Source organism: Sphingopyxis sp. 22461 (genome assembly GCF_052044915.1).
Classification (GTDB): domain Bacteria; phylum Pseudomonadota; class Alphaproteobacteria; order Sphingomonadales; family Sphingomonadaceae; genus Sphingopyxis.
The window spans coordinates 97,723-120,647 of sequence record NZ_JBQENY010000008.1; the positions used below are offsets into that span (position 1 = coordinate 97,723).

24 protein-coding genes and 1 pseudogene are annotated in these 22,925 nt (G+C 66.3%); 8 read left to right on the top strand and 17 right to left on the bottom strand.

The genetic code is table 11. The features are described 5' to 3' along the window. Positions 1 to 10: 10 nt before the first annotated feature. The 9 genes from ACTJI5_RS14505 to ACTJI5_RS14545 all read right to left on the bottom strand — a co-directional run bounded on the left by ACTJI5_RS14505 (position 11) and on the right by ACTJI5_RS14545 (position 6,161). A complete protein-coding gene (locus ACTJI5_RS14505; protein ID WP_440860822.1) occupies positions 11 to 466 on the bottom strand; it encodes a GFA family protein in 456 nt (151 codons plus the stop codon). Between the two features lies 1 nt (position 467). Then, positions 468 to 1,073, bottom strand: a complete 606-nt coding sequence (locus ACTJI5_RS14510; protein WP_440860823.1) for a hypothetical protein — start codon at positions 1,071 to 1,073, stop codon at positions 468 to 470. A 2-nt stretch (positions 1,074 to 1,075) separates the two neighbouring features. Beyond that, positions 1,076 to 1,705 (bottom strand): DUF2238 domain-containing protein, encoded by a 630-nt coding sequence (locus ACTJI5_RS14515; protein WP_440860824.1) that lies wholly within the window; start codon positions 1,703 to 1,705, stop codon positions 1,076 to 1,078. A gap of 142 nt (positions 1,706 to 1,847) precedes the next feature. Further along, entirely contained in the window at positions 1,848 to 2,627 is a 780-nt protein-coding gene (locus ACTJI5_RS14520) for a dimethylarginine dimethylaminohydrolase family protein (protein WP_440860825.1), read from the bottom strand. 181 nt (positions 2,628 to 2,808) lie between these two features. Beyond that, positions 2,809 to 3,834, bottom strand: coding sequence for an aspartate-semialdehyde dehydrogenase (locus ACTJI5_RS14525; RefSeq protein ID WP_440860826.1), 1,026 nt, complete (start codon positions 3,832 to 3,834; stop codon positions 2,809 to 2,811). 47 nt (positions 3,835 to 3,881) lie between these two features. Beyond that, positions 3,882 to 4,493 (bottom strand): DUF1287 domain-containing protein, encoded by a 612-nt coding sequence (locus tag ACTJI5_RS14530; protein ID WP_325545289.1) that lies wholly within the window; start codon positions 4,491 to 4,493, stop codon positions 3,882 to 3,884. 98 nt (positions 4,494 to 4,591) lie between these two features. Beyond that, entirely contained in the window at positions 4,592 to 4,969 is a 378-nt protein-coding gene (rplS, locus tag ACTJI5_RS14535) for a 50S ribosomal protein L19 (RefSeq protein WP_037513643.1), read from the bottom strand. Positions 4,970 to 4,974: 5 nt separating this feature from the next. Beyond that, on the bottom strand, positions 4,975 to 5,712 hold the full coding sequence (gene trmD / locus ACTJI5_RS14540; protein WP_440860827.1) for a tRNA (guanosine(37)-N1)-methyltransferase TrmD: 738 nt from the start codon (positions 5,710 to 5,712) through the stop codon (positions 4,975 to 4,977). A gap of 38 nt (positions 5,713 to 5,750) precedes the next feature. Next, the gene (locus ACTJI5_RS14545) at positions 5,751 to 6,161 is read right to left on the bottom strand and encodes an SRPBCC family protein (RefSeq protein ID WP_440860828.1); all 411 of its coding nucleotides are present in this window, start codon (positions 6,159 to 6,161) and stop codon (positions 5,751 to 5,753) included. Between the two features lie 126 nt (positions 6,162 to 6,287). Here ACTJI5_RS14545 and ACTJI5_RS14550 point away from each other — a divergent pair, with 126 nt between their 5' ends. Next, the gene (locus ACTJI5_RS14550) at positions 6,288 to 6,872 is read left to right on the top strand and encodes a bifunctional transcriptional activator/DNA repair enzyme AdaA (protein WP_440860829.1); all 585 of its coding nucleotides are present in this window, start codon (positions 6,288 to 6,290) and stop codon (positions 6,870 to 6,872) included. Here ACTJI5_RS14550 and ACTJI5_RS14555 read toward each other — a convergent pair. Continuing rightward, complete coding sequence (locus tag ACTJI5_RS14555; protein ID WP_440860830.1) at positions 6,869 to 7,807, bottom strand: LysR substrate-binding domain-containing protein; 939 nt, start codon at positions 7,805 to 7,807, stop codon at positions 6,869 to 6,871. The two genes, ACTJI5_RS14550 and ACTJI5_RS14555, sit on opposite strands and share 4 nt — an antisense overlap. Positions 7,808 to 7,908: 101 nt before the next feature. Between ACTJI5_RS14555 and ACTJI5_RS14560 the strand changes: the two genes are divergently transcribed. Next, entirely contained in the window at positions 7,909 to 8,109 is a 201-nt protein-coding gene (locus tag ACTJI5_RS14560) for a hypothetical protein (protein WP_058537761.1), read from the top strand. 79 nt (positions 8,110 to 8,188) lie between these two features. Here ACTJI5_RS14560 and ACTJI5_RS14565 read toward each other — a convergent pair whose 3' ends face one another. The 4 genes and pseudogenes from ACTJI5_RS14565 to ffh form a co-directional block, all read right to left on the bottom strand. After that, positions 8,189 to 9,706 carry a serine hydrolase domain-containing protein gene (locus ACTJI5_RS14565; protein WP_440860831.1) on the bottom strand — a complete coding sequence of 506 codons (1,518 nt, stop codon included), beginning with the start codon at positions 9,704 to 9,706 and terminating at the stop codon, positions 8,189 to 8,191. Between the two features lie 163 nt (positions 9,707 to 9,869). Further along, complete coding sequence (gene rimM / locus ACTJI5_RS14570; RefSeq protein WP_440860832.1) at positions 9,870 to 10,379, bottom strand: ribosome maturation factor RimM; 510 nt, start codon at positions 10,377 to 10,379, stop codon at positions 9,870 to 9,872. 216 nt (positions 10,380 to 10,595) lie between these two features. Next, positions 10,596 to 11,069: pseudogene (gene rpsP, locus ACTJI5_RS14575) on the bottom strand (30S ribosomal protein S16); the annotation flags it as partial. Positions 11,070 to 11,158: 89 nt separating this feature from the next. Then, positions 11,159 to 12,607, bottom strand: coding sequence for a signal recognition particle protein (gene ffh / locus ACTJI5_RS14580; protein WP_197411425.1), 1,449 nt, complete (start codon positions 12,605 to 12,607; stop codon positions 11,159 to 11,161). 271 nt (positions 12,608 to 12,878) lie between these two features. Between ffh and ACTJI5_RS14585 the strand changes: the two genes are divergently transcribed. The 6 genes from ACTJI5_RS14585 (at position 12,879) to ACTJI5_RS14610 (ending at position 18,929) form a co-directional block, all read left to right on the top strand. Next, complete coding sequence (locus tag ACTJI5_RS14585; protein WP_440860833.1) at positions 12,879 to 14,510, top strand: putative bifunctional diguanylate cyclase/phosphodiesterase; 1,632 nt, start codon at positions 12,879 to 12,881, stop codon at positions 14,508 to 14,510. Positions 14,511 to 14,561: 51 nt separating this feature from the next. Beyond that, positions 14,562 to 15,368: a diaminopimelate epimerase gene (gene dapF / locus ACTJI5_RS14590; RefSeq protein WP_192647223.1), complete on the top strand. Its 807-nt coding sequence runs from the start codon at positions 14,562 to 14,564 to the stop codon at positions 15,366 to 15,368. Next, a complete protein-coding gene (locus tag ACTJI5_RS14595; protein ID WP_440860834.1) occupies positions 15,365 to 16,678 on the top strand; it encodes a MiaB/RimO family radical SAM methylthiotransferase in 1,314 nt (437 codons plus the stop codon). Before dapF ends, ACTJI5_RS14595 begins: the two co-directional genes overlap by 4 nt. Continuing rightward, positions 16,675 to 17,601, top strand: a complete 927-nt coding sequence (gene ftsY, locus ACTJI5_RS14600) for a signal recognition particle-docking protein FtsY (protein ID WP_058537753.1) — start codon at positions 16,675 to 16,677, stop codon at positions 17,599 to 17,601. Before ACTJI5_RS14595 ends, ftsY begins: the two co-directional genes overlap by 4 nt. Beyond that, positions 17,598 to 18,269, top strand: coding sequence for an inner membrane-spanning protein YciB (locus tag ACTJI5_RS14605; RefSeq protein ID WP_082639535.1), 672 nt, complete (start codon positions 17,598 to 17,600; stop codon positions 18,267 to 18,269). The genes ftsY and ACTJI5_RS14605 overlap by 4 nt, the downstream gene beginning before the upstream one ends. An 81-nt stretch (positions 18,270 to 18,350) precedes the next feature. Next, positions 18,351 to 18,929 (top strand): urate hydroxylase PuuD, encoded by a 579-nt coding sequence (locus ACTJI5_RS14610; protein ID WP_310257226.1) that lies wholly within the window; start codon positions 18,351 to 18,353, stop codon positions 18,927 to 18,929. A 146-nt stretch (positions 18,930 to 19,075) separates the two neighbouring features. Here the strand turns inward: ACTJI5_RS14610 and ACTJI5_RS14615 are convergent, their stop codons facing one another. Genes ACTJI5_RS14615 through hemB form a run of 3 tightly spaced genes read right to left on the bottom strand, consistent with a single transcriptional unit; the run spans position 19,076 to position 22,876 of the window. After that, positions 19,076 to 19,624: a gamma carbonic anhydrase family protein gene (locus ACTJI5_RS14615; RefSeq protein WP_137891826.1), complete on the bottom strand. Its 549-nt coding sequence runs from the start codon at positions 19,622 to 19,624 to the stop codon at positions 19,076 to 19,078. Further along, a complete protein-coding gene (locus ACTJI5_RS14620; protein ID WP_440860929.1) occupies positions 19,621 to 21,903 on the bottom strand; it encodes a spermidine synthase in 2,283 nt (760 codons plus the stop codon). Before ACTJI5_RS14620 ends, ACTJI5_RS14615 begins: the two co-directional genes overlap by 4 nt. Beyond that, positions 21,878 to 22,876: a porphobilinogen synthase gene (hemB, locus tag ACTJI5_RS14625; RefSeq protein WP_440860835.1), complete on the bottom strand. Its 999-nt coding sequence runs from the start codon at positions 22,874 to 22,876 to the stop codon at positions 21,878 to 21,880. The genes ACTJI5_RS14620 and hemB overlap by 26 nt, the downstream gene beginning before the upstream one ends. Positions 22,877 to 22,925 lie beyond the last annotated feature (49 nt).

The following is a 22,925-nucleotide window of genomic DNA, read 5'->3' on the forward strand; positions in this document are numbered from 1 at the left end:
TAGCAGCCGCTCAGGCCTCTCGTCGCGCCATCGCCAGCCGCATGAACTCCGTCGGATCGGGGCTTTCGGCGAAGGTCGGCACCGCCGGGTCGATCGCGATCCAGCCACGTTTCCGGCTGGTCCATATATGCGCGAAGGGTTCGAGGCCCGACGGATCGTCAAGCGTCCCCGCGCGCACGATCGTCATCGCGGGATAGACGGTGTTCGCATTGCACACGCGGCTGAAACAGTCGGGGCAATGCTGGTTGGTCGTGGTGCCGCCCGAGGGGCGCTCGGTCGAGAATGTCACGCTTCGCCCGGTCAGCGTCAGCGTATCGGTCGATACGATCAGCTGATCGGCAAAGGCGCTCGCGGTCGATTTCTGGCAATCGAGACAGTGGCAGCAATAGTTGAGGAGCGGCCCGTCCTGCTCGAAGCTGTAACGCAGTTGGCCGCAGCGGCAGCCGCCGGTGATTTCCCGCGCCATATCAGCGGAAGAAGCAGTTGGTGCCGGCGAACAACGCGTCGATCTTTGCCGCGTCGCCGGGCGCGGCGAACATGCCGCCGATCACCTTGTCGCCGGTGCCGATGCTGAATTCCTCGCCCAGCGTGCTGTCCTCGAGGTCGACGATCGTCACCGATTCCTTCGCCTTGGCGCGCGTCGTGCCGATGGCGATGCCGCTCATCGTCGAATAGCTGTCGGCGCCGGGTTCGTTGCCGAGGAACCAGCCGGCGAATTTGCCGTCCTGGAAATTGAGCGTCATCGCGTCGTAGCGCGTGAATTCCATCGATCCCGCGCCGCATTCGGCGTTGGTGCTGCGGTCGTCTTCCTTGCCCGCGACATTGGCGAGCGCGGCCTCCGCCTGTGCGCGCGGGACGCCGAAGGCGAGCAGGCTGGTCTTGCCGCTGTTCGTGTCGACGAAGCGCAGCCCTTCGCCATCGAGACTGACCGCGGTGGTCGCCGCGTTCGGGCCGTCGTTCTTCGCCTCAGGCACCGCCGGCGCGACAGGGTCGGCATCAACCGGGGCCTTTTCGGCGGCGGGTTTGCACGCGGCGAGCAGCGCCACCATCGCGAGGGTCGTGAACTTGCGCATGCCTATCTCCTGTTTCCGACGATCGGCCCCATCGCCATCCCCAATATCGCACCGAGCGTTGCCAGCGCCATATCCTTTTGCGCGTCCCAGATATCGCCTTGCTGCCCATTATAGCGATCGGCGGTCTCACCCGCCGCGACGATGGTGAGCAGCCATTCGAAGATTTCGTAGAGGCTTGAGATCGCCAAGACCCAACCAAGCACGGTTAAGGCCGCACCGCGCGGGCCGAGACCACCCCAGCGCCGTGCGATTTCGGCGACGGGGATCACCGACAGCGCGCCGAAGGCAAAATGGACGAGCCGGTCATAATGGTTGCGCGTCCACCCGAAGGTGTCGGAGAGGCTGGTGCCGGTCAGCGCGCGCGCCCAGTCGTCATAGGGGACATTGCTGTAGGCGTAGCGCCCGCCGAGCGTGTGGAGCACCATGAAGGCGACGATGCACGCGACGGCTGGCGTCGATAGCGGCCAGCGGCGGAGCAGCCAGGGCGCCGCAACGATCAGCAGCATCGTCGGGATATGCTGGAGCAGCGCGACCTCGGGATAGGGCTGGTCGATCTGCGCGAGGAGGAGGAGCGCAAGGAGCAGGCCGATCAGCGGCCTTTGCGCTTTCGGGGGCGCCGAACCGGCCGTCATCGATCGAAATCCGTCAAGGCAGAAATGGCGGAAAACTGCCTAACTTCACTCGCAAATGCATGTATCGGGCGCGGCGTCAGGGCTTTCATCATGCCGAAGACCTAATGCAGCAAGATATTGTAGGACAGCGATTTTCGATGCGTCACCAGCGCAGCGACATGCAGCTGAGCCCCGCGTCGATGCGCGCGATCTGGTCGGTCGCCATCGGGCGGAAAGATACGCCGCGCGCCGCCAGCATCGCCTGCGTCGCCAGCCAGCGCGCGCCGATGAGGACGGTATCGCGCACGCGCAGGATATTCGCCGCCCCTCCCTCGCCGGGCGGGGTCAGCACGACTTCGAGGCCCGCAAATTCGGGGCAATCGCGCATCGCGGGTACGGCGAGGATCGTGCTTTCGTCGATCAGGCTGCAGCCGGTCTTGAAATGGAGCACGCCCGCGGGCGTGACCGCGATCTGGGCGCGATAACCGAGCCGCGCGAGCAAAGCCGCGAGTTCGGTGGCGCCCGCGCGGTCGGTGCGATCGGACAGGCCGATAATCACGCGGTCGGCAAGGCGCAGCACATCGCCGCCGTCGACATGGCCGGGGCCGGTCATTTCGAGCACAGTGGCGTGGCGCGCCGCGAGCGCCTCGCGGATATGCGCCACTTCGCCCGCGCGGCTCGGTGCGCCGGGGCGAAGCAGGATCGCGCCCTCGGGAAAGGTCAGCGCGACGTCTTCGGTGAACAGCGCGTCGGGGAAATCGTCAAGCGGCGGCAGGACTTCGACGGCGAGGCCGAGGTCGCGGAGCGCGCTAACATAGGATTCATGTTCGGCGGCGAGGACGGCGAAGTCGGGGTCGGGACCGCCGTTGGCGCGGATACCCTTGACCGCCGAACGGGCGGGGGCGCGGCAGAGGGCGTGGGTGAAGGCGTAGGGGCTGGTCATACCGAGGGCATAGCTTGGATGCCTCGATCTCGCCAAGGCAATCCTCCCTGTGCCGCAGGCATGGGGAGGTGGCAGCGCGGAGCGCTGACGGAGGGGCTTTGGCGCAAGGTCGCGGCCCCTCCACCATTCGCTTCGCGAACGGTCCCCCTCCCCATCGCTTCGCGACGGGGAGGACCAGGACTTACCCCTTCTTGAGGTGCCGGCGGCCGAGCAATTCGGCGATTTGCACCGCGTTCAGCGCCGCGCCCTTGCGGAGGTTGTCGCTGACGCACCAGAGGTTGAGGCCGTTTTCGACCGTCGAGTCTTCGCGCACGCGGCTGACGAAGGTCGCGAAATCGCCGACGCATTCGACGGGGGTAATGTAACCGCCGTCCTCGCGCTTGTCGTGGAGCACGACGCCGGGGGCTTCGCGCAGGATGCGCTGCGCATCCTCGGCCGACAGCTCGTCTTCCATCTCGATGTTGATCGCTTCCGAATGGCCGACGAACACCGGCACGCGGACGCAGGTCGCGGTGACCTTGATCTTCGGATCGAGGATCTTCTTCGTTTCGACGACCATCTTCCACTCTTCCTTGGTCGAGCCGTCGTCGAGGAATTTGTCGATGTGCGGAATGACATTGAAGGCGATCTGCTTGGTGAACTTCTGGATGTCCTTCTCGTCGCCGACGAAGATCTGACGCGTCTGGTTCCACAGTTCGTCCATGCCCGACTTGCCCGCACCCGACACCGACTGATAGGTCGAGACGACGACGCGCTTGATCTTGGCAGCGTCGTGGAGCGGCTTCAGCGCGACGACCATCTGCGCGGTCGAGCAGTTCGGGTTCGCGATGATGTTGCGCTTCGTATAGCCGTCGATCGCATCGGGGTTCACCTCGGGCACGATCAGCGGCACGTCGGGATCCATGCGATAGAGCGAACTATTGTCGATCACGACGCAGCCCGCCGCAGCGGCCTTCGGCGCGTGGATCGCGGTCGCGTCGCTGCCGATCGCGAAAATCGCCATGTCCCAGCCGGCCCAGTCGAAATTGTCGATATTCTGGCATTTGACGGTGCGGCCGCTGTCGCCGATTTCGACGTCGGTGCCCTGGCTGCGCGACGATGCGACCGCTGCCAGTTCGTCGATCGGAAATTCGCGCTCGGCGAGAATGGCGAGCACTTCGCGCCCGACATTGCCCGTGGCTCCGGCGACAACGATACGATAACCCATTTACTCACTCCTCAAGGCAAGAACTCGGTTGAAAACGTTACGATAATTCAGACTTTCCAGCGGAAATGGCCGGTCAGCTTGTGGTCGAACAGCGCATCCTCCTCGCGCGTCCCGCCACCGATATTGTGGAGGACGAGCGGCACGCCGGTCGTATCCTTGCGGTCGGACACGATGCCGGTGTGCGGCAGACGGCCACCCACCATCGCGGTGAAGATGTCGCCCGGGCGCCAGTCGGCGGGGTTGGTCGTTACGGGCAGCGAGGCGCCCTGCCGCCGCCAATAGGTCGCGAGGTTGGGCACCCGGCGATGGTCGATGTTGCGGTCGGGGCGCCCCAATCCCCAATTCTTCGGATAGGCTGCAAAATTGGCCCTCATGTCGGCATTTACAAGCGCCTGCAGGTCGGCGCCGAGCGCATCGCGGAAGGCGCGGATCACGACATCGGTGCAAACGCCCTTCGCGCGGTCGACATCGCCGTTCGGAAAGCGAAGGACACTGTACGCCGGATCATAGGACAGCGTCACACCGACCTGCCGCCGCGCCGCCGCGACGATGCGCTGCGCATTGGTGAGCGCCACCGCCTCGCCCGACACGCCGAATGCGAGCACCGCGCCAAGAAAGGCGCGCCGCGTCGGCTGGAACGGGAGGACGGACTGCTGCATGAAATTCGCTTTGCCCAAAAGAAAACGACCGGCTCTGCCTGTTGGCGGAACCGGTCGTTTTTGAAAGCTGTTTCGGCTTTGGGTGAGAGAAGCTCTCCTTAGCCTTCGCCGGCTTCCGACCGGTATTCGCGGCGCTCCGCAATACGCGCCGATTTACCAGTGCGGCCACGAAGATAGTAAAGCTTCGCACGACGCACGGCACCCTTGCGGATGACGGTAATCGAGTCGATGTTGGGCGAATAGAGCGGGAACACGCGCTCGACGCCTTCGCCGAACGACATTTTGCGCACGGTGAAGTTGGAGCCCATGCCCTTGTTCGAGCGTGCGATGCACACGCCTTCGAAATTCTGGACGCGGGTGCGTTCGCCTTCGACCACCTTCACGCCGACTTTCAGCGTGTCGCCGGGACGGAAGGTCGGAATCGTCTTCGCCGCTTTGGCGATTTCTTCGGCTTCGATCGTCTGGATGAGGTTCATGTCCTCTAGTCCTTTTCTTTTCGCCGCGCGCCAGAGGCAGGTCGGGCCCGAGCATCGATATGACGCTCCCAAAGGTCCGGCCTGCGTAACCGTGTATGATCTTCCGCCTGTTGTTTCCGCCAGGCTGCGATCTTCGCATGATCCCCCGATCGCAGCACTTCGGGGATCGTGCGCCCTTCCCAATTTACGGGCCGGGTATAGTGCGGATATTCGAGCAAACCGTTTTCGAACGATTCGTCGTCACCGCTTGAAGCCGCGCCCATTACGCCGGGAAGCAGCCGAATGCAAGCGTCGAGCAGCAACAGCGCTCCCATCTCGCCGCCCGACAGGATGAGGTCGCCCATCGACACCTCTTCGATCGGCCGCGCGTCGAAGATGCGTTCGTCATATCCCTCGAACCGGCCGCAGAGGATGATCGCGCCCGGGCCCGCCGAAAGCTGGCGCACGCGCGCCTGCGTGATCGGGGTGCCGCGCGGGGTCATCGCAAGAATCGGAAGGTCCGGATGCGCCGTCACCGCATGGTCGATCGCGGCGCCGAGGACGTCGGCCTTGAGCACCATGCCCGCGCCGCCGCCTGCGGGCGTGTCGTCGACGGTGCGGTGCCTGTCGGTCGCAAAGTCGCGAATCTGTACCGGCGCGCATTGCCACGTTCCACTCTCGAGCGCGCGCCCCGCCATGCTGTGCCCCAGCGGGCCGGGAAACATGCCTGGGTAAAGCGTCAGGGGGACGGCAGTGAAGGTCATGCTACCCCATGCCGCCCACTGCCCCCGCTTGGCAAGCGTCAGCTGTCGACGCGCACGCGCTCCATATGCGCCTTCATGCGCGCCAGCCCCTCTGCCATCATCGGTGCGACCTGCTGCGCGAGCGCATCGGGCAGGATGTCGGCGGTCCAGCGCACCCGCGCGCCGCCTTCGGCCCCGGCGACTTCGAGCGCGCCATTATGATGGTCAAACGCCTTGATCGCCCAGACGAGGCGGCGGCGGTCATCGTCGACCGAGACGATCGTTTCGTCGGCCGTCGCGCCGTTCGCAAAGGTGACGCGGCGTACCGGCGCGCCGTCGCCTTCGATCATTTCGGTGGCGGCGACGAACCCGGGGACGAGCCGGTCGTGAAGCCGGCCGACGTCGCGCGCGGCGTCCCAGATCGTGCCGGGATCGGCGGCAATGAAGATTTCGTGGTGGATCGAGGCCATCTGGCTTGCTCCTGCTCTGGATATGCCGCCGATGATAGCGGCGTCGCCGCACCATCGCTGGCAGGAATCGGACGCGATCACCGACACCCCCCGGACAAACGCGGCCGATTCCCGTATAGAGGGCACATGACGCCGCCCGACGAACCCGACCTCGATTTCGCGCTGTGCGAACGGGTCCGCTATGCGCGCGATCCGGCCTATGACGGGGTTGTCTTCATCGGGGTCAAATCGACCGGCATCTATTGCCGCCCGGTCTGCCCGGTGCGCCAGCCGCTCTCGCGCAACGTCAGCTATTATCGCAGCGCGGCGGCGGCCGAGCGCGCGGGCTTTCGCCCCTGCCTCCGCTGCCGGCCGGAAACGGCGCCGCGCTCGCCGGCGTGGAACGGCACCCGCGCGACCGTCGATCGCGCGCTGCGGCTGATCGAGGACGGCGCGCTCGACGAGGCCGACGTCGAGGCGCTGGCCGGGCGGCTCGGCATCGGCGCCCGCCACCTGACGCGGCTGTTCCGCCGCCATCTCGACACGACACCGCTGGCCGCCGCGCGCACCGCGCGCATTCAGCGCGCGAAGCGACTGATCGATACCACCGACCTGGGCATGACCGACATCGCGCTGGCAGCGGGTTTTGGCAGCGTGCGGTCGTTCAACGCGGCTTTCCAGCAGGTCTATCGCCGGGCGCCGAGCATGTTGAAACGCCGCGCGAGGCGCTAGCGCAGTTCGGGCGGCGACGGCGGCTCCAATAGCGCGTCGGTGAGCAGGTGGCGATCCTTCTCGATTTCGGCGTGCAGCCATTCGCGGAAGCGCTCGATCTTACGCACCCCGACGCGATTGTCGCGATGGACGAGCCACATGCCCGACGAGGCCGAGACATAGAGCGTGTCGAAGGGCTGGACCATCCGCCTGCTCGCGAGTTCGCCCTGCCAATAGAGCGGGGTCATCATCGCGACGCCGAAGCCCGCCTGTACCGCGCTGCCTTCCTGCAACTGGCTGTCGAGTTCGATCCCGCGCCGTGTCGACGCCGGCGGCCTCGCCACGCCGGCCAAGGCGAACCATTCGGCCCACCAGCTGTCGTTCGGCGCCAGCCGCTGGACGCGCAGCAGATCGGCGGGCTCGCGAATGTCATGTTCTTCGATAAAGGCCGGCGAGGCGATCGGCGCGAGATATTGGCGCATCAGGAAATCGGCACGCAGCCCGGGCCAGACGCCCTTGCCGATGCGGATCGCGACGTCGACGTTCGAGGCATCGAAGTCGATGAGATCGTTGCTCATCGCCATGCGCACCGCGAGTTCGGGATATTGGAGCTGGAAGCTGCCGATGCGCGCGCTGAGCCAGGTGCCGCCGAAACTGGTCGCGGCGTTGATCGTCAGCACGTCCGCCTCGTCGCTGCCGAGCGCGGCGAAGGCGTCGCCCATCGTCGCGAAGGCGTTGCTGATCGCGGGGAGCAGCCGCTGGCCCGTTTCGGAGAGCCGCACGCGGCCTTTCTCGCGCACGAACAGCGCGCGGCCGAGGCGGTCCTCCAATTGGCGGATTTGATAACTCACCGCGGCCTGCGTCAGCCCCAGCTCCTCGGCGGCGCGCGAGAAATTCTGCAGCCGACCGGCGGCTTCGAAGGTGCGTACGGCGGCGAGGGGCGGCAGGCGGGACATGCCACCTTATAAGCTCAGCTTATAATATGGTCTACGCCTTTTGTTGGCGGAGCGATGCCGGGAAGTGCATCTAGGCAACATCAAGCGAAAGGAGATGAACGATGAAAGACGAGCAGTTCATGCGCGTTTGGAATGACGGTCATGATCATTTCAGCGCCGATATCGCCCGCGGCCTCCACTGGCTCGCGACCCCGTTCCGCCGCCTCGGCGAATGGATCGCGGTGCCGAGCGCGCCGGGCGAAGACAGCGTCTTCACCCGCGTCGCCGCACGCTGCGGCGTGCGTCCGCGCCGGGCGCGATAAGAATCCCTGCCCCTCCCCTCAAGGTCCAGGGCGAAACGGGGTGGGGCCGTCCCTTGCTAAAGGCCCCACCCCGTCGACATCAGCGCGCCTCGGGCGGCACCACGCGAAAACGCAGCGCCTGGATCGTGGCGGGCGTCGTGGGCGCGAGCAGCAAAATTCCGTCGAGCTTGCCCTTCGCGCAATTGAGGCGGAAGGTGGTCGACATCGCGCCGGTTGGCATGGGCGGTTCGTCGGTCGGGCACGCGCCCACCTCCGCCTTCAATTTCGCAAATTCGGCCCTCCAATTGTCGGCCGAGCGGTCGAGCAGGAAGTTCATCGCGAGCTTGCCCTGCAGCGGGCCAAGATCGCCCGCGGCATAAGCCGCCCTTGCCGCCGCATAGGCGTCCGCCACCGCGGGCGACAACGGCACGGCGCGCGTTTCGAGCAGCCCCGCCTTGTCCATTGCGACCGCGGTGTCCCATGCGGGGCCCGACGGGCCGGCATAAGTGCGGTTCGACAGCGCGAACACCCCGACGCCGTGATCGGGCATCAGCATCACATGGCTGCCATAACCCGGATAACCGCCGCCGTGCGCGAGCGTCAGGCCGAGATCGCAATCCTGCGCGACGCGCCAGCCCATGCCATAGGCGCTCGACAGCTTGCACGCGTCGGCACCGCTCGCGCCGGTGCGGTTGACGACCGAAACGAAGTTCAACCCCTGTGCGATCTCGCGAACGGTAGCGCGCTTGACCGGGCCATTGTCCGCATCGTCGCGCGCGGGCCACGCAGAAAGCAGGAAGGCCACCCATTTGGCATAGTCGTTCGCGCTGACCTGCAACCCGCCCATGCTGTTGAACGCGCCGTCGACCATCTCGGGCTCGGCGGTCCAGCGCTCATTCTCCCAGCGATAACCGAGCGCGTAGCGCGCCTTGGGCGCTTTGGGCGCGTCGAAGCCGCTGCTCGTCATGCCGAGCGGGGTCAGGATCGTCCGCTGGACATAGTCGGTGTAAGGCATGCCCGAGGCGTTGGTCACGATCCGCCCGAGCAGCGCGTAGCCGAAGTTCGAATATTCGTGGCTGCTCTGCGGCACGCGGCTGAACGGCACCCCCGCCGCGATCATCCGGGTGAAGTCCTCCTGCGGCAGCACCTGCTGGCGGTCGCCCCATGGATCGTCGGTGACGAAACCGCCGACATGCTGGAGCAGGTCGCGCACCCGGATGCGCGGGCTGTCCTTCGTCGGATAGGTCCAGCCCTTCATTTCGGGCACATATTGTTCGGCAAGGTCGTCGAGGCGGAGCTTGCCGTCGTCGCGCAGCTTGAGGATCGAGAGCGCGGTGAACGCCTTGGTCATCGAGGCGATGCGGAACAGGCTGTCGGGGGTGACCGGGCGCTTATCAGTGATGTTCTGGACGCCCAGGCCCTTCACATAGGCCAGCTTGCCGTCCTTGACGACGCCATAGACCACCCCGGGGACATGCTGCTCGGTCTGGAATCGGGCGAAAAGCGCGTCGATTTCGGGGGCGAGCTGGTCGAGGGTTTTGGGAGTTGGTTCTTGCGCGGTGGAGGGTACGGAAACGCCAAGAATGACGGCAAAAACGAGACCCGATTTCAAGCGCATGACGATCCTCCCTGGACAAGCTGACGCGACATTTCCTTGTCCGTCACCCCGGACTTGATCCGGGGTCCCGCTCTTGAGGTCAACCCGCTTCGGTCACGGATGTGCCGAAGAAGCGGGACCCCGGGTCAAGCCCGGGGTGACGATGGAAGGATGGGACTATCCGTTACTCGACGAACGCCGCGTCGATCGTCACGCCGTCGTCGTTCCATGCCGGCACCGCCCGTGCGGTCATCGGCACCATGAAGCGCGCGGCCTTTTTGCCGGGCTCGGCCGCCTTCTCGATTTCGAGAATGTCGCCCGCGCCGAAATTCTCGATCGCGGCGACATGGCCGATCGCCGTGCCATCGGTCGACACGCACGGCAGGCCGAGCAGGTCGTGGTGATAATATTCGCCCTCGCCCAAGGGCGGCAGCGCCGAGCGCGGGACGGTGAGGAGGGTGCCACGCAGCGCTTCGGCGGCGCTGCGGTCGGTGACCTCGGCAAAGGTCGCGACCGCGCCCTGATTGGCGGGACGCACCGATTTGAGGGTCAGCTTGCGACCCCCCGCCTCAAAAACGGAAAAGGCGCGGAGAGCCTCCGCGCCTTCGCCAAATAATTTGAGGCGCACCTCGCCCCGTACCCCATGCGCGCCGGCGATGGCGGCGAGGGTGACGGGGCGCGACGCGTCGGCCAAGGCTTAGCCTTCGGCCTTTTCTTCGCCGGCTTCTTCAGCGGGCGCTTCTTCAGCAGCCGGAGCTTCTTCGGCGGCTTCGGCAACCGGGCCGCCTTCGGCGACTTCCTCGGCGATCGCGGTCGCGTCTTCGGCGGTCGCGTCGGCGGGGGTTTCGTCGGCGACGGCTTCGGCAACCGCTTCGGCGGTCGCTTCGCTCTTCACCGAACCGGTTGCGTCCGATTCAGCAGCTTCGGGAGCAGCAGCTTCTTCAGCAGCAGGCGCTTCTTCAGCGACCACTTCCGGAGCGGCTTCTTCGACCACTTCGGGTTCGGGTGCCGGAGCGGCGGCTGCGGCGGCTGCGGCTTCTTCGGCGTCAGCCAGCTTCTGGGCCTTTTCTTCGGCGCGTTCCTTGGCCTTTTCGCCCGGAACCGCCTTGTTCGGGTTGTTGCGCGCAGCGCGTTCAAGGACGCCCGCGGCGTCGAGGAAGCGGGCGACGCGGTCGGTAGGCTGCGCGCCAACCGAAACCCAATGCTTCGCACGGTCGGCGTCGAGCTTGATGCGCTCGGGATTGTCCTTGGCGAGCAGCGGGTTGTAGCTGCCGATACGTTCGATGAAGCGGCCGTCGCGCGGGCTGCGCGAATCGGCGACGACGATCTTGTAATAAGGACGCTTTTTCGAACCGCCGCGTGCGAGGCGAATGGAGGTTGCCATGATATTTTCCTTCAGAGTTTAACGTTTAAAGTTGGGTCTTGAATTGACTGGATCCCGGCCTTCGCCGGGATGACGGCCTGTCGGGGCCGTCACTTCTTTTTATTCATCAAATTGGCGAGTTCAGGCGGGATCGATCCACCCCCGCCAAGGCCGGGGAGACCACCGCCGCCGCCCATACCGCCCATTCCGGGAATGCCGCCGCCCTTGCCGAACAGCGCGCCGAGCCCCTTGAGCCCGCCCATCTTGCGGATTTTCTTCATCGCGCTGGCCATTTCCTGGTGCATCTTCAGCACCTTGTTGACCTGCTGCACCGTCGTGCCCGAGCCGTTGGCGATGCGGATCTTGCGCTTCGCGGTCAGGATTTCGGGCTTCGCGCGCTCTTTCGGGGTCATCGAGCCCATGATCGCGTCGAAATGAATGAGCATCTTGTCGTCGGCGGCGCCCGCGGCCATCTGCGCCTGCGCCTTCTTGATCCCCGGGATCATGCCGGCGAGCGCACCGAGGCCGCCCATGCGGCGCATCTGGTTGAGCTGCGTGCGCAAATCGTTGAGGTCGAAGATGCCCTTGGCCATCTTCGCCGCCATCGCCTCGGCCTCTTCGGCCTGGATCGTCTCGGCGGCGCGTTCGACGAGGCTGACGACGTCGCCCATGCCGAGGATGCGGCCCGCGATGCGCGAGGGCTGGAAGAGTTCGAGCCCGTCGAGCTTTTCACCCGTGCCCGCGAATTTGATCGGCTTGCCGGTGACGGCGCGCATCGAGAGCGCGGCGCCGCCGCGCGCGTCGCCGTCCATGCGGGTGAGCACGACGCCGGTCAGCGGCACCTGATCGGTGAAGCGCTGCGCGACCTGCACCGCGTCCTGACCCGTCAGGCTGTCGACGACGAGCAGGGTTTCGGCGGGATTGGCGGTGCGCGACACCGCCTGCATCTCGTCCATCAGCTGCTGGTCGACGTGGAGGCGGCCCGCGGTGTCGAGCATCAGGACGTCGAAGCCCTGGAGCTTCGCCGCCTGCAGCGCGCGCTGGGCGATCTCGACCGGGCCCTGCCCCGCGACGATCGGCAAGGTCGCGACGTCGATCTGCGTGCCGAGGACGGCGAGCTGTTCCTGCGCGGCGGGGCGATTGACGTCGAGCGACGCCATCAACACCTTCTTGCGCTCTTTTTCCTTGAGCCGCTTCGCGATCTTCGCGGTCGTCGTCGTTTTACCCGACCCTTGCAGGCCGACCATCATGATCACGGCGGGCGGGGTGACGGCAAGGTCGAGCTCGGCGGTTTCGGAGCCGAGCATTTCGGTCAGCGCGTCGCTGACGATCTTGACGACCTGCTGCCCCGGGGTAACCGAGCGCAGGACATTGGCGCCGATCGCGAGGTCGGTGACCTGATCGATGAAGCTGCGCACGACGGGCAGCGCGACGTCGGCCTCGAGCAAGGCGATTCGCACTTCGCGCATCGCGGCGCGCACGTCGGCCTCGGTCAGCGCGCCGCGGCCGCGGAGCTTCCCGAAAACATCGCCAAGCCGGTTGCTCAGACTATCGAACACAGCCAAAATCCTTGCCTACAACGCCCGCAACGCAAAACACGCCGGTGAGCGAAACCTCGCCAACCAGCGGTATCCGTGGACAGAGTTTCCGTCGCGGATGTCGATATGCCCGAACGCAAAATGCGCGCGGACGCGGCGGCCTTTACGCAAAAGCCCCGCCGAAAGCAAGCGGTGGGGCGCCCTGCGCGCGCGAAGGGCACGGCCGCGGCGCACTTAACCCAAATTTCACCGCTTTGCCCGCATAGAGCCCCTAAGGGTGGGACAAATTCATATGACATCGACGCCGAAGCCATTCGACCGCAGCGAGGGCGCCAAACGCGACATCATCGCCGGCGGCATCGTCGTCGCCGCGATCCTGTTGTTCGTGGGGACGGGCAGCAATGTGATGCAGGCGGCCGTTCGCGCCCTCATCGGCATCGGCGGCGGCCCCGACCGCGCGCTGGCGACGGCGGTCATCCTCAATGTCGCGCTGATCCTGTTCGGCTGGCGCCGCTACAAGGACCTCAACCGCGAAATCCTCGAGCGTACCGAGGCCGAGCAGCGCGCGCGCTACCTCGCCGATACCGACCCGCTGACGGGCTTTCTCAACCGCCGGGCGCTGCTCGCGACGGGGCAGCGGCAGATCGCGGGCGCGATCGCCGAAAAGCGCCAGGTCGCCCTGTTCCTGCTCGATCTCGACCATTTCAAGACCGTCAACGACATCCACGGCCATGCCGCGGGCGACCGCGTGCTGCAGGTCGCCGCCGAGCGCATCTCGGCCGTGCTGCCGCCCAACGCGACCAAGGCGCGGCTTGGCGGCGACGAGTTCGTCGCGATGCTGGTGTTCGAACCCGCGGCGCGCGCCGACGTCGATGCGCTCGCCGCCGAACTCGTCATGGCGCTCGACAATAGCGTCACGCACGATGGGCAGCAGATCCGCGTCGGCGCGTCGCTCGGCATATCGCTCGCCAGCGATGCCAGCGTGACGATGGAAACGATGGTCCGTCAGGCCGACATCGCGATGTATAATTGCAAGGACGAGGGCCGGAACCGCTTCTGCTGGTTCGAAGCCGGGATGGAGATGGCGGTGCAGGTGCGCAACCAGATCGAAACCGGCATTCGCGACGGCATGCCGCGCGGCGAGTTCGTCCCGCATTTCGAACCGCAGGTCGACATCGCCAGCGGGCGCCTGATCGGCTTCGAAATGCTGATGCGCTGGGAATCGCCCGAATATGGCATGATCCCGCCCGAACGTTTCATCCCCGTCGCCGAGGAAAGCGGCCTGATCGGCGAATTGTCGCTGCAGGTGATCCGCGAGGCGATGGAGACCGCCAAACGCTGGGACCCGTCGATCATGCTCGCGGTCAACATCTCGCCGCAGCAGCTGAAGGATCCGTGGTTCAGCCAGAAGCTCACCAAATTGCTGATCGAGGTCGGTTTTCCTGCCAGCCAGCTCGAGGTCGAGATCACCGAAAGCTCGCTCTTCGAAAATCTGCCGCTGGTGCGCTCGATCGTCACCAGCCTCAAGAATCAGGGCGTATCATTGAGCCTCGACGATTTCGGCACCGGCTACAGCTCGCTGTCGCACCTGCGCGCGCTGCCGTTCGACCGGATCAAGATCGACCGCAGCTTTGTCGCCGCGATGCGCGGCAGCCCCGATGCGCAGGCGATCGTCGTCGCGATCGTGCGGCTGGGCGAAAGCCTCGCGATGCCGATCACCGCCGAGGGGGTCGAGGATGAGGCGACCGCGATCGAGCTGACACGCCTCGGCTGTTCGAAGGGGCAGGGCTGGTATTTCGGCCGCGCCTCGTCGGCCGCCGACACCGAACGGCTGCTCGCCGACCGCGGCCTGCTGCGCACGCCGATGGCGCCGCCCGCCGGCCCCGACGCCCGCGAAGACGCGCCGCTGCGCAAGACGGCCTGATCCCGCCGCATCGCTAGACTTCGCGCCCGCGCGCCCTTACATGCGCGGACTATGGCAGACCGCTTCACCAAGATGCACGGCCTCGGCAACGACTTCGTCGTGATCGACGCGCGCGAGCATAGCGTCGAGATGACGCCGGCGCGCGCGCACGCGATCGCCGACCGCCGCCATGGCATCGGGTGCGACCAGCTGATCCTGCTCGAACCGTCAAATAGTGCGGACGTGAAGATGCGCATCTTCAACGCCGACGGCGGCGAGGTCGAGGCGTGCGGCAATGCAACGCGCTGCGTCGCGACGCTGATCGGCAAACCCGCGGTGATCGAGACGCTGGGCGGGATGCTGCGCGTCACTCCGGCCGATGGCGGCGCCGAGGTCGTGCTCGGCGAGCCCGAATTCGACTGGGAGCATATCCCGCTCGCGATGCCGATGGACACGCGCGACATGCCCGTCGCGTGGGACGAGCTGGAGCATGGCGCCGGGGTCAATGTCGGCAATCCGCACATCGTCTTTTTCGTGCCCGAGGCCGACGCCGTCGCGCTCGACGAGCTCGGCCCGCGGATCGAGACCGACCCGCTGTTCCCCGAGCGCGTCAACGTCAATGTCGCAAGCCTCGACGGCGAAAACCAGCTGCAGCTGCGCGTCTGGGAGCGCGGCGTCGGGCTGACGCAGGCGTGCGGCACCGGCGCGTGCGCGACTGCGGTCGCGGCGATCCGCGCCGGACTCGTCCAGTCGCCGGTGACGGTGTCGCTGCCCGGCGGCGACCTCGTCATCCGCTGGGCGCCCGGCGAGCCGATCGTGATGAGCGGCGCCGCGACGCGCGTCTATGAGGGCGAGACCGACTGGGCGCAGTTCGGATGAGCGCTTCCCTCGCCGACCGGCAAGAGGTCGTCAATTTCGGTTGCCGGCTGAACATCGCCGAGGGCGAAGGGGTTCGTGCGGCCGTCAAGGCTGCGGGCGCGCGCGACACGATCGTCTTCAACAGCTGCGCGGTGACCGACGAAGCGGTGCGCCAGGCGCGGCAGGCGGTACGCCGCGCGCTGCGCGAGCGGCCGGGCGCCGAGGTTGTGGTCACCGGGTGCGCCGCCGAACTGGAGCGCGAGACCTTTGCCGCGATGGGCGCGCGGGTGGTGTCCAATGATGCGAAGGGCTTGGCTCAGAGCTACCTTTCAAATCCTGTCCCCTTCCCCCGCGAAGGCGGGGGTCCATCTCCCGCCGGTGCAAATTCGAACCCATCGGAGATGGGTCCCCGCCTTCGCGGGGACACGACGCCTTACGCCCCCGCCCTCTCGGGCGCCGATCATGCGCGCGCTTTTCTCGGTGTCCAGACCGGTTGCTCGCACAGCTGCACCTTTTGCGCGACGGTGCTGGCGCGCGGCACGGCGCGGTCGGCGAGCGTCGATGCGGTGGCGGCATCGGCGCGAACCGCGCTGGATCGCGGGCAGCGCGAGATCATCCTGACCGGGGTCGACCTTGCCAGCTATGGCGACGACAGCGGCACGACCTTGGCCGCGCTGGTCGAGGCGTTGCTGGTGCTGCCGGTCGAGCGCCTCCGCCTTTCGTCGCTCGACCCCGACCGCATCGACGACGCGCTCTTCGCCTTGCTGACGCAGGAAAAGCGCGTGATGCCGCATGTCCACCTGTCGCTGCAGGCGGGCGACGATATGGTGCTGACGCGCATGAAGCGCCGCCACCGCCGCGCCGATGCCGTTACATTGATCGAGCGTTTGAAGGCCGCGCGCGCCGAGATCGCGATCGGCGCCGACCTGATTGCGGGCTTTCCGACCGAGGATGAGGCGATGTTCGCGAACTCGCTGGCGCTGATCAACGATTGCGACATCGTCTTTGGCCACATCTTTCCGTACAGCCCGCGCGCCGGGACGCCCGCCGCGCGGATGCCGCAGGTCGGGCGCACCATCGCCCGCGAGCGCGCCGCAATCCTGCGCGACGCCAATGCGCGGCGGCGGCAGGACTGGCTCGAAACGCAGATCGGCCGAACCGCATCGATGCTCGTCGAGCGCGACGGCGTCAGCGGCCATGCCGAAAATTTCGCCGCCGTGGCGCTGACCGCACCCGCGGCGCCCGGCACCATCATCGACGTGCGCCTCGGCGCGCGTGACGGCGACCGCATGATCGCCACCCAAATCGAAGCAAAGGATATCGCGGCATGACCGGCCAAAGCTGGAGCGAACGGCTGCTCGGCGGATTTCGCCGCACGTCGGAACGGCTCGGCGAAAATCTCGCAGGGCTGACCGGCAAGGCGCGGCTCGACGAGGATGATCTCGACCGCATCGAGGAAGCGCTGATCACCGCCGACCTCGGCCCCGCGATGGCCGACCGGATCCGCAGCCGCCTCGCCGAGCGCCGCGACATCGCCGCGAATGGCACCGAGGAACTGCGCAAGGTCGTCGCCGAGGAAATCGCCGCGGTGCTGCGCCCGGTCGCCGAACCGCTCGACATCGATGCCTTCCCGCGTCCGCAGGTGATCCTCGTCATCGGGGTCAACGGATCGGGCAAGACCACCACGATCGCCAAGCTCGCGCACCTGTTCCAGGAACAGGATTATGGCGTGATGCTCGTCGCCGGCGACACGTTCCGCGCCGCCGCGATCGGGCAGCTCAAGGTCTGGGCCGAGCGGCTTGGCGTGCCGATCATGGCGGGCCCCGAAGGTGGCGACAGCGCGGGCATCGTGTTCGACGCGGTAAAACAGGCGACCGCGACGGGGATCGACGTGCTGATCGTCGACACCGCCGGGCGGCTCCAGAACAAGCGCGAACTGATGGACGAGCTCGCCAAGATCAAGCGCGTGCTCGGCCGCCTCAACCCCGCGGCGCCGCACGACGTCGTGCTCGTCCTCGACGCGACGACGGGGCAGAATGCGCTGTCGCAGATCGACGTGTTCCGTGAGGTTGCCGGTGTCACCGGGCTCGTGATGACCAAGCTCGACGGCACCGCGCGCGGCGGCGTGCTCGTCTCCGCCGCCGAGCGCCACGGGCTTCCGATCCACGCGATCGGCATCGGCGAAACCATCGACGACCTTCGTCCGTTCGATGCCGACGAGATCGCGGGAATTATTGCAGGAAATATCCGATGAGCGACGTGCTTCCCACTGGCCCCGAGTCGGTCCCGGCGCCGCCGCCGGCGAAGCATGGCTGGCTCAACTTCGTGATCGATTTTGGGCCTTTGCTCGTCTTTTTCCTCGCCTATAAATTCTCGTCGGGCGGCGAAGGCGCGTTCGCCGCGACGACCGCGGCGATCAAGGGCACCGTGGCGTTCATGGTCGCGATCGTCATCGCGATGGTCGTGTCGAAATGGAAGCTCGGCAAGATTTCGCCGATGCTGTGGATGTCGAGCATCCTCGTCCTCGGTTTCGGGGCGCTGACCATCTGGTTCCACGACGAGCGCTTCATCGTGATGAAGCCGACGATCATCTATGGCGCCTTCGCCGCGCTGCTGCTCGGCGGCTACTGGTTCAAAAAGCCGATGCTCAAATATCTGCTGCAATCGGCGCTCGAAGGGCTCACCGACCGCGGCTGGCTGCTGCTGTCGCGCAACTGGGGGATTTTCTTTGCCACGCTCGGCATCGCGAACCATGTGATGTACGAGATGATCCAGGCGAAACAGATGAGTTTTGACCTGTGGCTGACGATCAAGGTCTGGGGGGTCACCGCCCTCTCCTTCCTCTTCACTTTCAGCCAGGTTCCGGTGATGCTGAAGAACGGCCTCGCCGTTCCCGAAGAGGCCGCAACCGACAAAAGTTGATGCATTTCCCCACCGCGCTGGCATAGCTGCGTCACCGGCACCGGGTCGCACGCGGCGCCGCGATAAACAGGGGGAACTGCCATGGATAAATTTTTCGGAAACCTGCACGCCGTGCTCGGCGCGGGCCTGGTGCTCGCGATCATATTGATGCTGTGCCTCAACGGCCAGAATTTCGAGGACGGGGTCGCCGCGGGCAACGCGATCATGCGCTGGCTGCACACCTTCTTCGGCGTGCTGTGGATCGGCCTGCTTTATTATTTCAACTTCGTCCAGATGCCGACGATGCCGAAGATCCCGGCCGAACTGAAACCCGCGGTCGGTAAGCATATCGCGCCTGCCGCGCTGTTCTGGTTCCGCTGGGCGGCGCTGGTCACCGTGCTGCTGGGCGTCGCGATCGCCGGCCACGCCAAATATCTGGTGCCCGCATTGGGCCTTCAGGACCCGTACAAGCTGATCGGCGTCGGCATGTGGCTGGGGCTGATCATGGCGTTCAACGTGTGGTTCCTGATCTGGCCGAACCAGAAGAAGGCGCTGGGGATCGTCGAAGCCGACGATGCGACCAAGGCGAAGGCCGCGCGGACCGCGATGATCTTTTCGCGGACCAACACCCTGCTGTCGATCCCGATGCTCTATGCGATGGTGAACGCGAACCTCGGCTGACTTGACGATCCTCCCTGTCGCGTAGCGATGGGGAGGTGGCAGCCCGAAGGGCTGACGGAGGGGCTATGACGCGCCGTTGCGGCCCCTCCACCATCCGCTTCGCGGACGGTCCCCCTCCCCATGGCTTCGCCACAGGGAGGATCTATTTACCCCTCGATCGCCGCCTTGTGCATGCGGCCGTTCATCACATAATGCGCGACGCCCAGCTGCATCCCTGCGGCCTGCGCATCGTCGATTTCGCGCACGCGGCGCGCGGGCGATCCGGCCCACAGTTCGCGATCGGGGATTTCCTTGTTCTCGGTCAGCAGCGCACCGGCGGCGAGCATCGCGTCGCTGCCGATGCGGCACCCGTTCATCACCGTCGCCTTCAAACCCACGAACGCGCGGTCGGCGAGCGTACAGCCGTGCACCATCGCGAGATGGCCGATCAGCACATCCTCGCCGATGATCGTCGGAAAGCCTTCGGGGCGGTGCGGCATCGGGCCGTCGCAATGGACGATGCTGCCATCCTGGATGTTCGAGCGCGCACCGACGACGATGCGGCTGACATCGGCGCGCAGCACGCAATTATACCAGATGCTGACATCGGGCCCGATCGTCACGTCGCCGATGATGCGGCATCCCGGCGCGATGAAGGCGCTGGGGTCGATCTGCGGCGTCTTGCCATTGACGCTGATGATGCTGATGTCGTTCATTCGTCGCGGCCTCCAATGAGATTCTTCCAGATCAGGACCGGCAGCGTCGAGGCATAATCGTCGGTCCAGCGTTCAAAGTTCGGACGCGCTTCGAGCGGCACCCAGGCGTCGAGGTCGCGCGAATCCTTGCGCGGCCTGATCCCGCCGGTCAATTGCCGCATCCGCTGCGGCGTCGCGGTCAGCGCGACCCAGTTCGATCCGGTGAGGTCGCCATATTCGTCGCCGACCGGACCCGGGTCCATGCGGATCGCGCTCGTCCAGCCGCGCGCCTTCGCCTCCGCCGCCAGCACCGGCTCCAGATCGAAGAAGCGGTTCGAGATGTGGATGAGCAGGATCCCGTCGGGCTTCAGCGCACGCGCATAGATGCCGATCGCCTCTTCGGTCAGCAGATGCAGCGGAATCGCATCGGACGAAAAAGCGTCGATGACGATGACGTCGAAGCGCCCCGCGGGCTGGTTGGCAAGCTGGAGCCGCGCATCGCCGATGACGATCGGCGTGTCGCCGGCACAATCGGAGAGGAAGGTGAATTTCGAAGGATCGCGCGCGATGTCGACCATCACCGGATCGATCTCGAAGATCGTCCAGTGCTGATCGGGCTTTCGATAGCAGGCGAGCGTGCCTGCCCCCAGCCCGACGATGCCGATCGACGCATTCGGCCCGGCGAGCGCGGCGGCCTTATCGAGCGTCAGTCCGACGCCGGATTGATGGCCATAATAGGTCGTCGGATCGCGCCGGTGCGCGGCGTCAGTACGCTGAAGTCCGTGGAGCGTGGTGCCATGCGCGAGACGGCGCTGGTTCGATGCCGGATAATCGGTGATGGTGTAGACGCCGAAATAGCTGCGCACGCGCGCACCGGTGAAGCTTTCCTGGATCGTGTCCCAGCCGCCGACGCCGATCATCAGCAGCGCGAGCACGGGCACATAGGCCCAGCGCCAGCCGATGACGAGCGTGCCGACGACGAAGATCGCGATGCCCCACGAGGTCGTCGCGCTGTCGAGCCGGCCGGTCCAGTCGCCGACCATATGCCAGGCGCCGAAAGCGGCGAGCGCGACGAATACGGCGGCCACGATCCGCGCGGTCTTCGCTTCGAGCCCCAGCCATTTGTCCCACGGCAACAGTGCGGGGAGCGGCAGCAGCATCGCGGCGGCGAGGATCAGCAGCGGATGCTCATAGACCCAGTCGAAGATCAGCGGCGCGAACAGTGCGGCGAACAGCCCGCCGAGCACGCCGCCCGCCGACATGATGAGGTAAAAGAGCGTCAGATGCTGCGCCGCCGGGCGGAGATGATAGAGATAGCCGTGGAGCGCCGTCGCGACGACGAACAGCATCGCAAGGCTTGCGAGCGCGACCATCATCGAGCCGCCGCCCGAGCTCAGCAGCCCGAGCCCGCCGACCGCGAGCAGCAAGACGGGCGCGATCAGCGTGATGATCTGTGTCGGCCTCTCCATCGTTGAAAAGGCGATCACGAAGCTCAAGAGATAAAGCCCGAGCGGCAGCACCCACAGCAACGGCATCGCGACGATGTCGGTGGTGAGGTGCGTCGTCGTCGACAGCATCAACCCCGACGGCACCGCGGCGATCAGCAGCCAGTGGAGCTGGCGGCGCAGGCTCGGACGCGGTTCGTCGGTGACGGCGGCATGCGCTTCGGCGCCGCCGTGCCAGCGCGCCGCCGCGGCCCCCGCAACGAGCAGCACGAGCAGTGCGTAACCCGCGGTCCAGCCCCAGCTCTGCACCGCGAGCGGCATCGTCGGCTCGACGAGTGCCGGATAGCTGATGAGGCCGGCGAAGCTGCCGAGGTTCGAGGCGGCATAGAGATAATAAGGATCGCCCGCGCGCGTATCGGCGGCGAACCAGCGCTGCATCAACGGCGCCTGCGCCGAGACGACGAAGAAGACGGGGCCGATCGACGCGAGCAGGAGCAGGGGCACCCACAGCGCCTCCTGCCCCGGTCCGCGCACCGCGATCTGCGCGATGCCGATCGGGAGCCACAGCGCCGCGACGAGGAAGAGCGCGAGGTGGATGACCGCCTGACGCCGCACGGTGAAGCGGCCGAGCCAATGCGCATAGGCGTAGCCGCCGAGCAGCAGCGCCTGGTAGACGAGCATCGCGCTGTTCCACACCGCGGGCGCACCGCCCAATTTGGGCAGCACCATGCGCGCGACCATCGGCTGGACGAGGAAAAGCAGGAAGCTGCCGACGAGGATCGTCAGCACGAACAGCCAGCGGCGCGGCGAAGTGGACCTGATCACTCTGTCAGGCGCCGAGCAGCCGTGCAGCATGGAGCGCATGATAGCTGAGCACCCCCGACGCGCCGGCGCGGCGGAAGGCGAGCAGCGTTTCGAGAACGAGCGCGTCGCGGTCGCCCGCGCCCGCGGCGGCGGCGGCCTCGATCATCGCATATTCGCCCGACACCTGATACGCATAGACGGGCACGGCGAAGTTCGCCTTCACCGCTGCCACGATATCGAGATAGGGCAGCCCGGGCTTGACCATCACGCTGTCGGCACCCTCGGCGAGGTCCTGCGCAACTTCGCGCAGCGCTTCCTCGGCGTTCGCGGGGTCCATCTGATAGGTTTTCTTGTCGCCCTTGAGCAGCCCGCGCGAGCCGACCGCGTCGCGGAACGGGCCATAGAAAGCCGAGGCATATTTGGCGGCATAGCTCATGATCTGGACATGGCCGAAACCCTCGGCCTCCAGCGCCTGCCGGATCGCGCCGATGCGGCCGTCCATCATGTCGCTGGGCGCGATGATGTCGGCGCCAGCGCGCGCCTGGTTGAGCGCCTGTCCGACGAGCACCTCGACCGTCTCGTCGTTGAGCACATAGCCCGCATCGTCGATCAGCCCGTCCTGCCCGTGGCTGGTATAAGGGTCGAGCGCGACGTCGGTGAGGATGCCGATCTCGTCGCCGAGCGCTTGCTTGATCGCGGCGGTGGCACGGCACATCAGATTGTCGGGATTGAGCGCCTCGCCGCCATCCGCGCTGCGCCGGTCGGGCTGCGTATAGGGAAAGAGCGCGAGGCACGGGATGCCCGCGGCGACCGCGTCCTTCGCGCGCTCGACGAGCAGGTCGACAGACCAGCGCGATACGCCGGGCAGGCTGGAAATCGATTCCTCGGTGCCCGATCCGTCGGCGACGAAGAGCGGCCAGATCAGGTTTGCGGGCGAAAGCTGGGTTTCGCGCACCATCGCGCGGCTCCAGCCGGTGCGGCGGGTGCGGCGCAGGCGCAGGTCGGGGAAAGCGGCTTGGGTCATGCGGGGTGCATAGCGGCGCTTGGCCGCGGGGCAAATGGATATTGCCGCT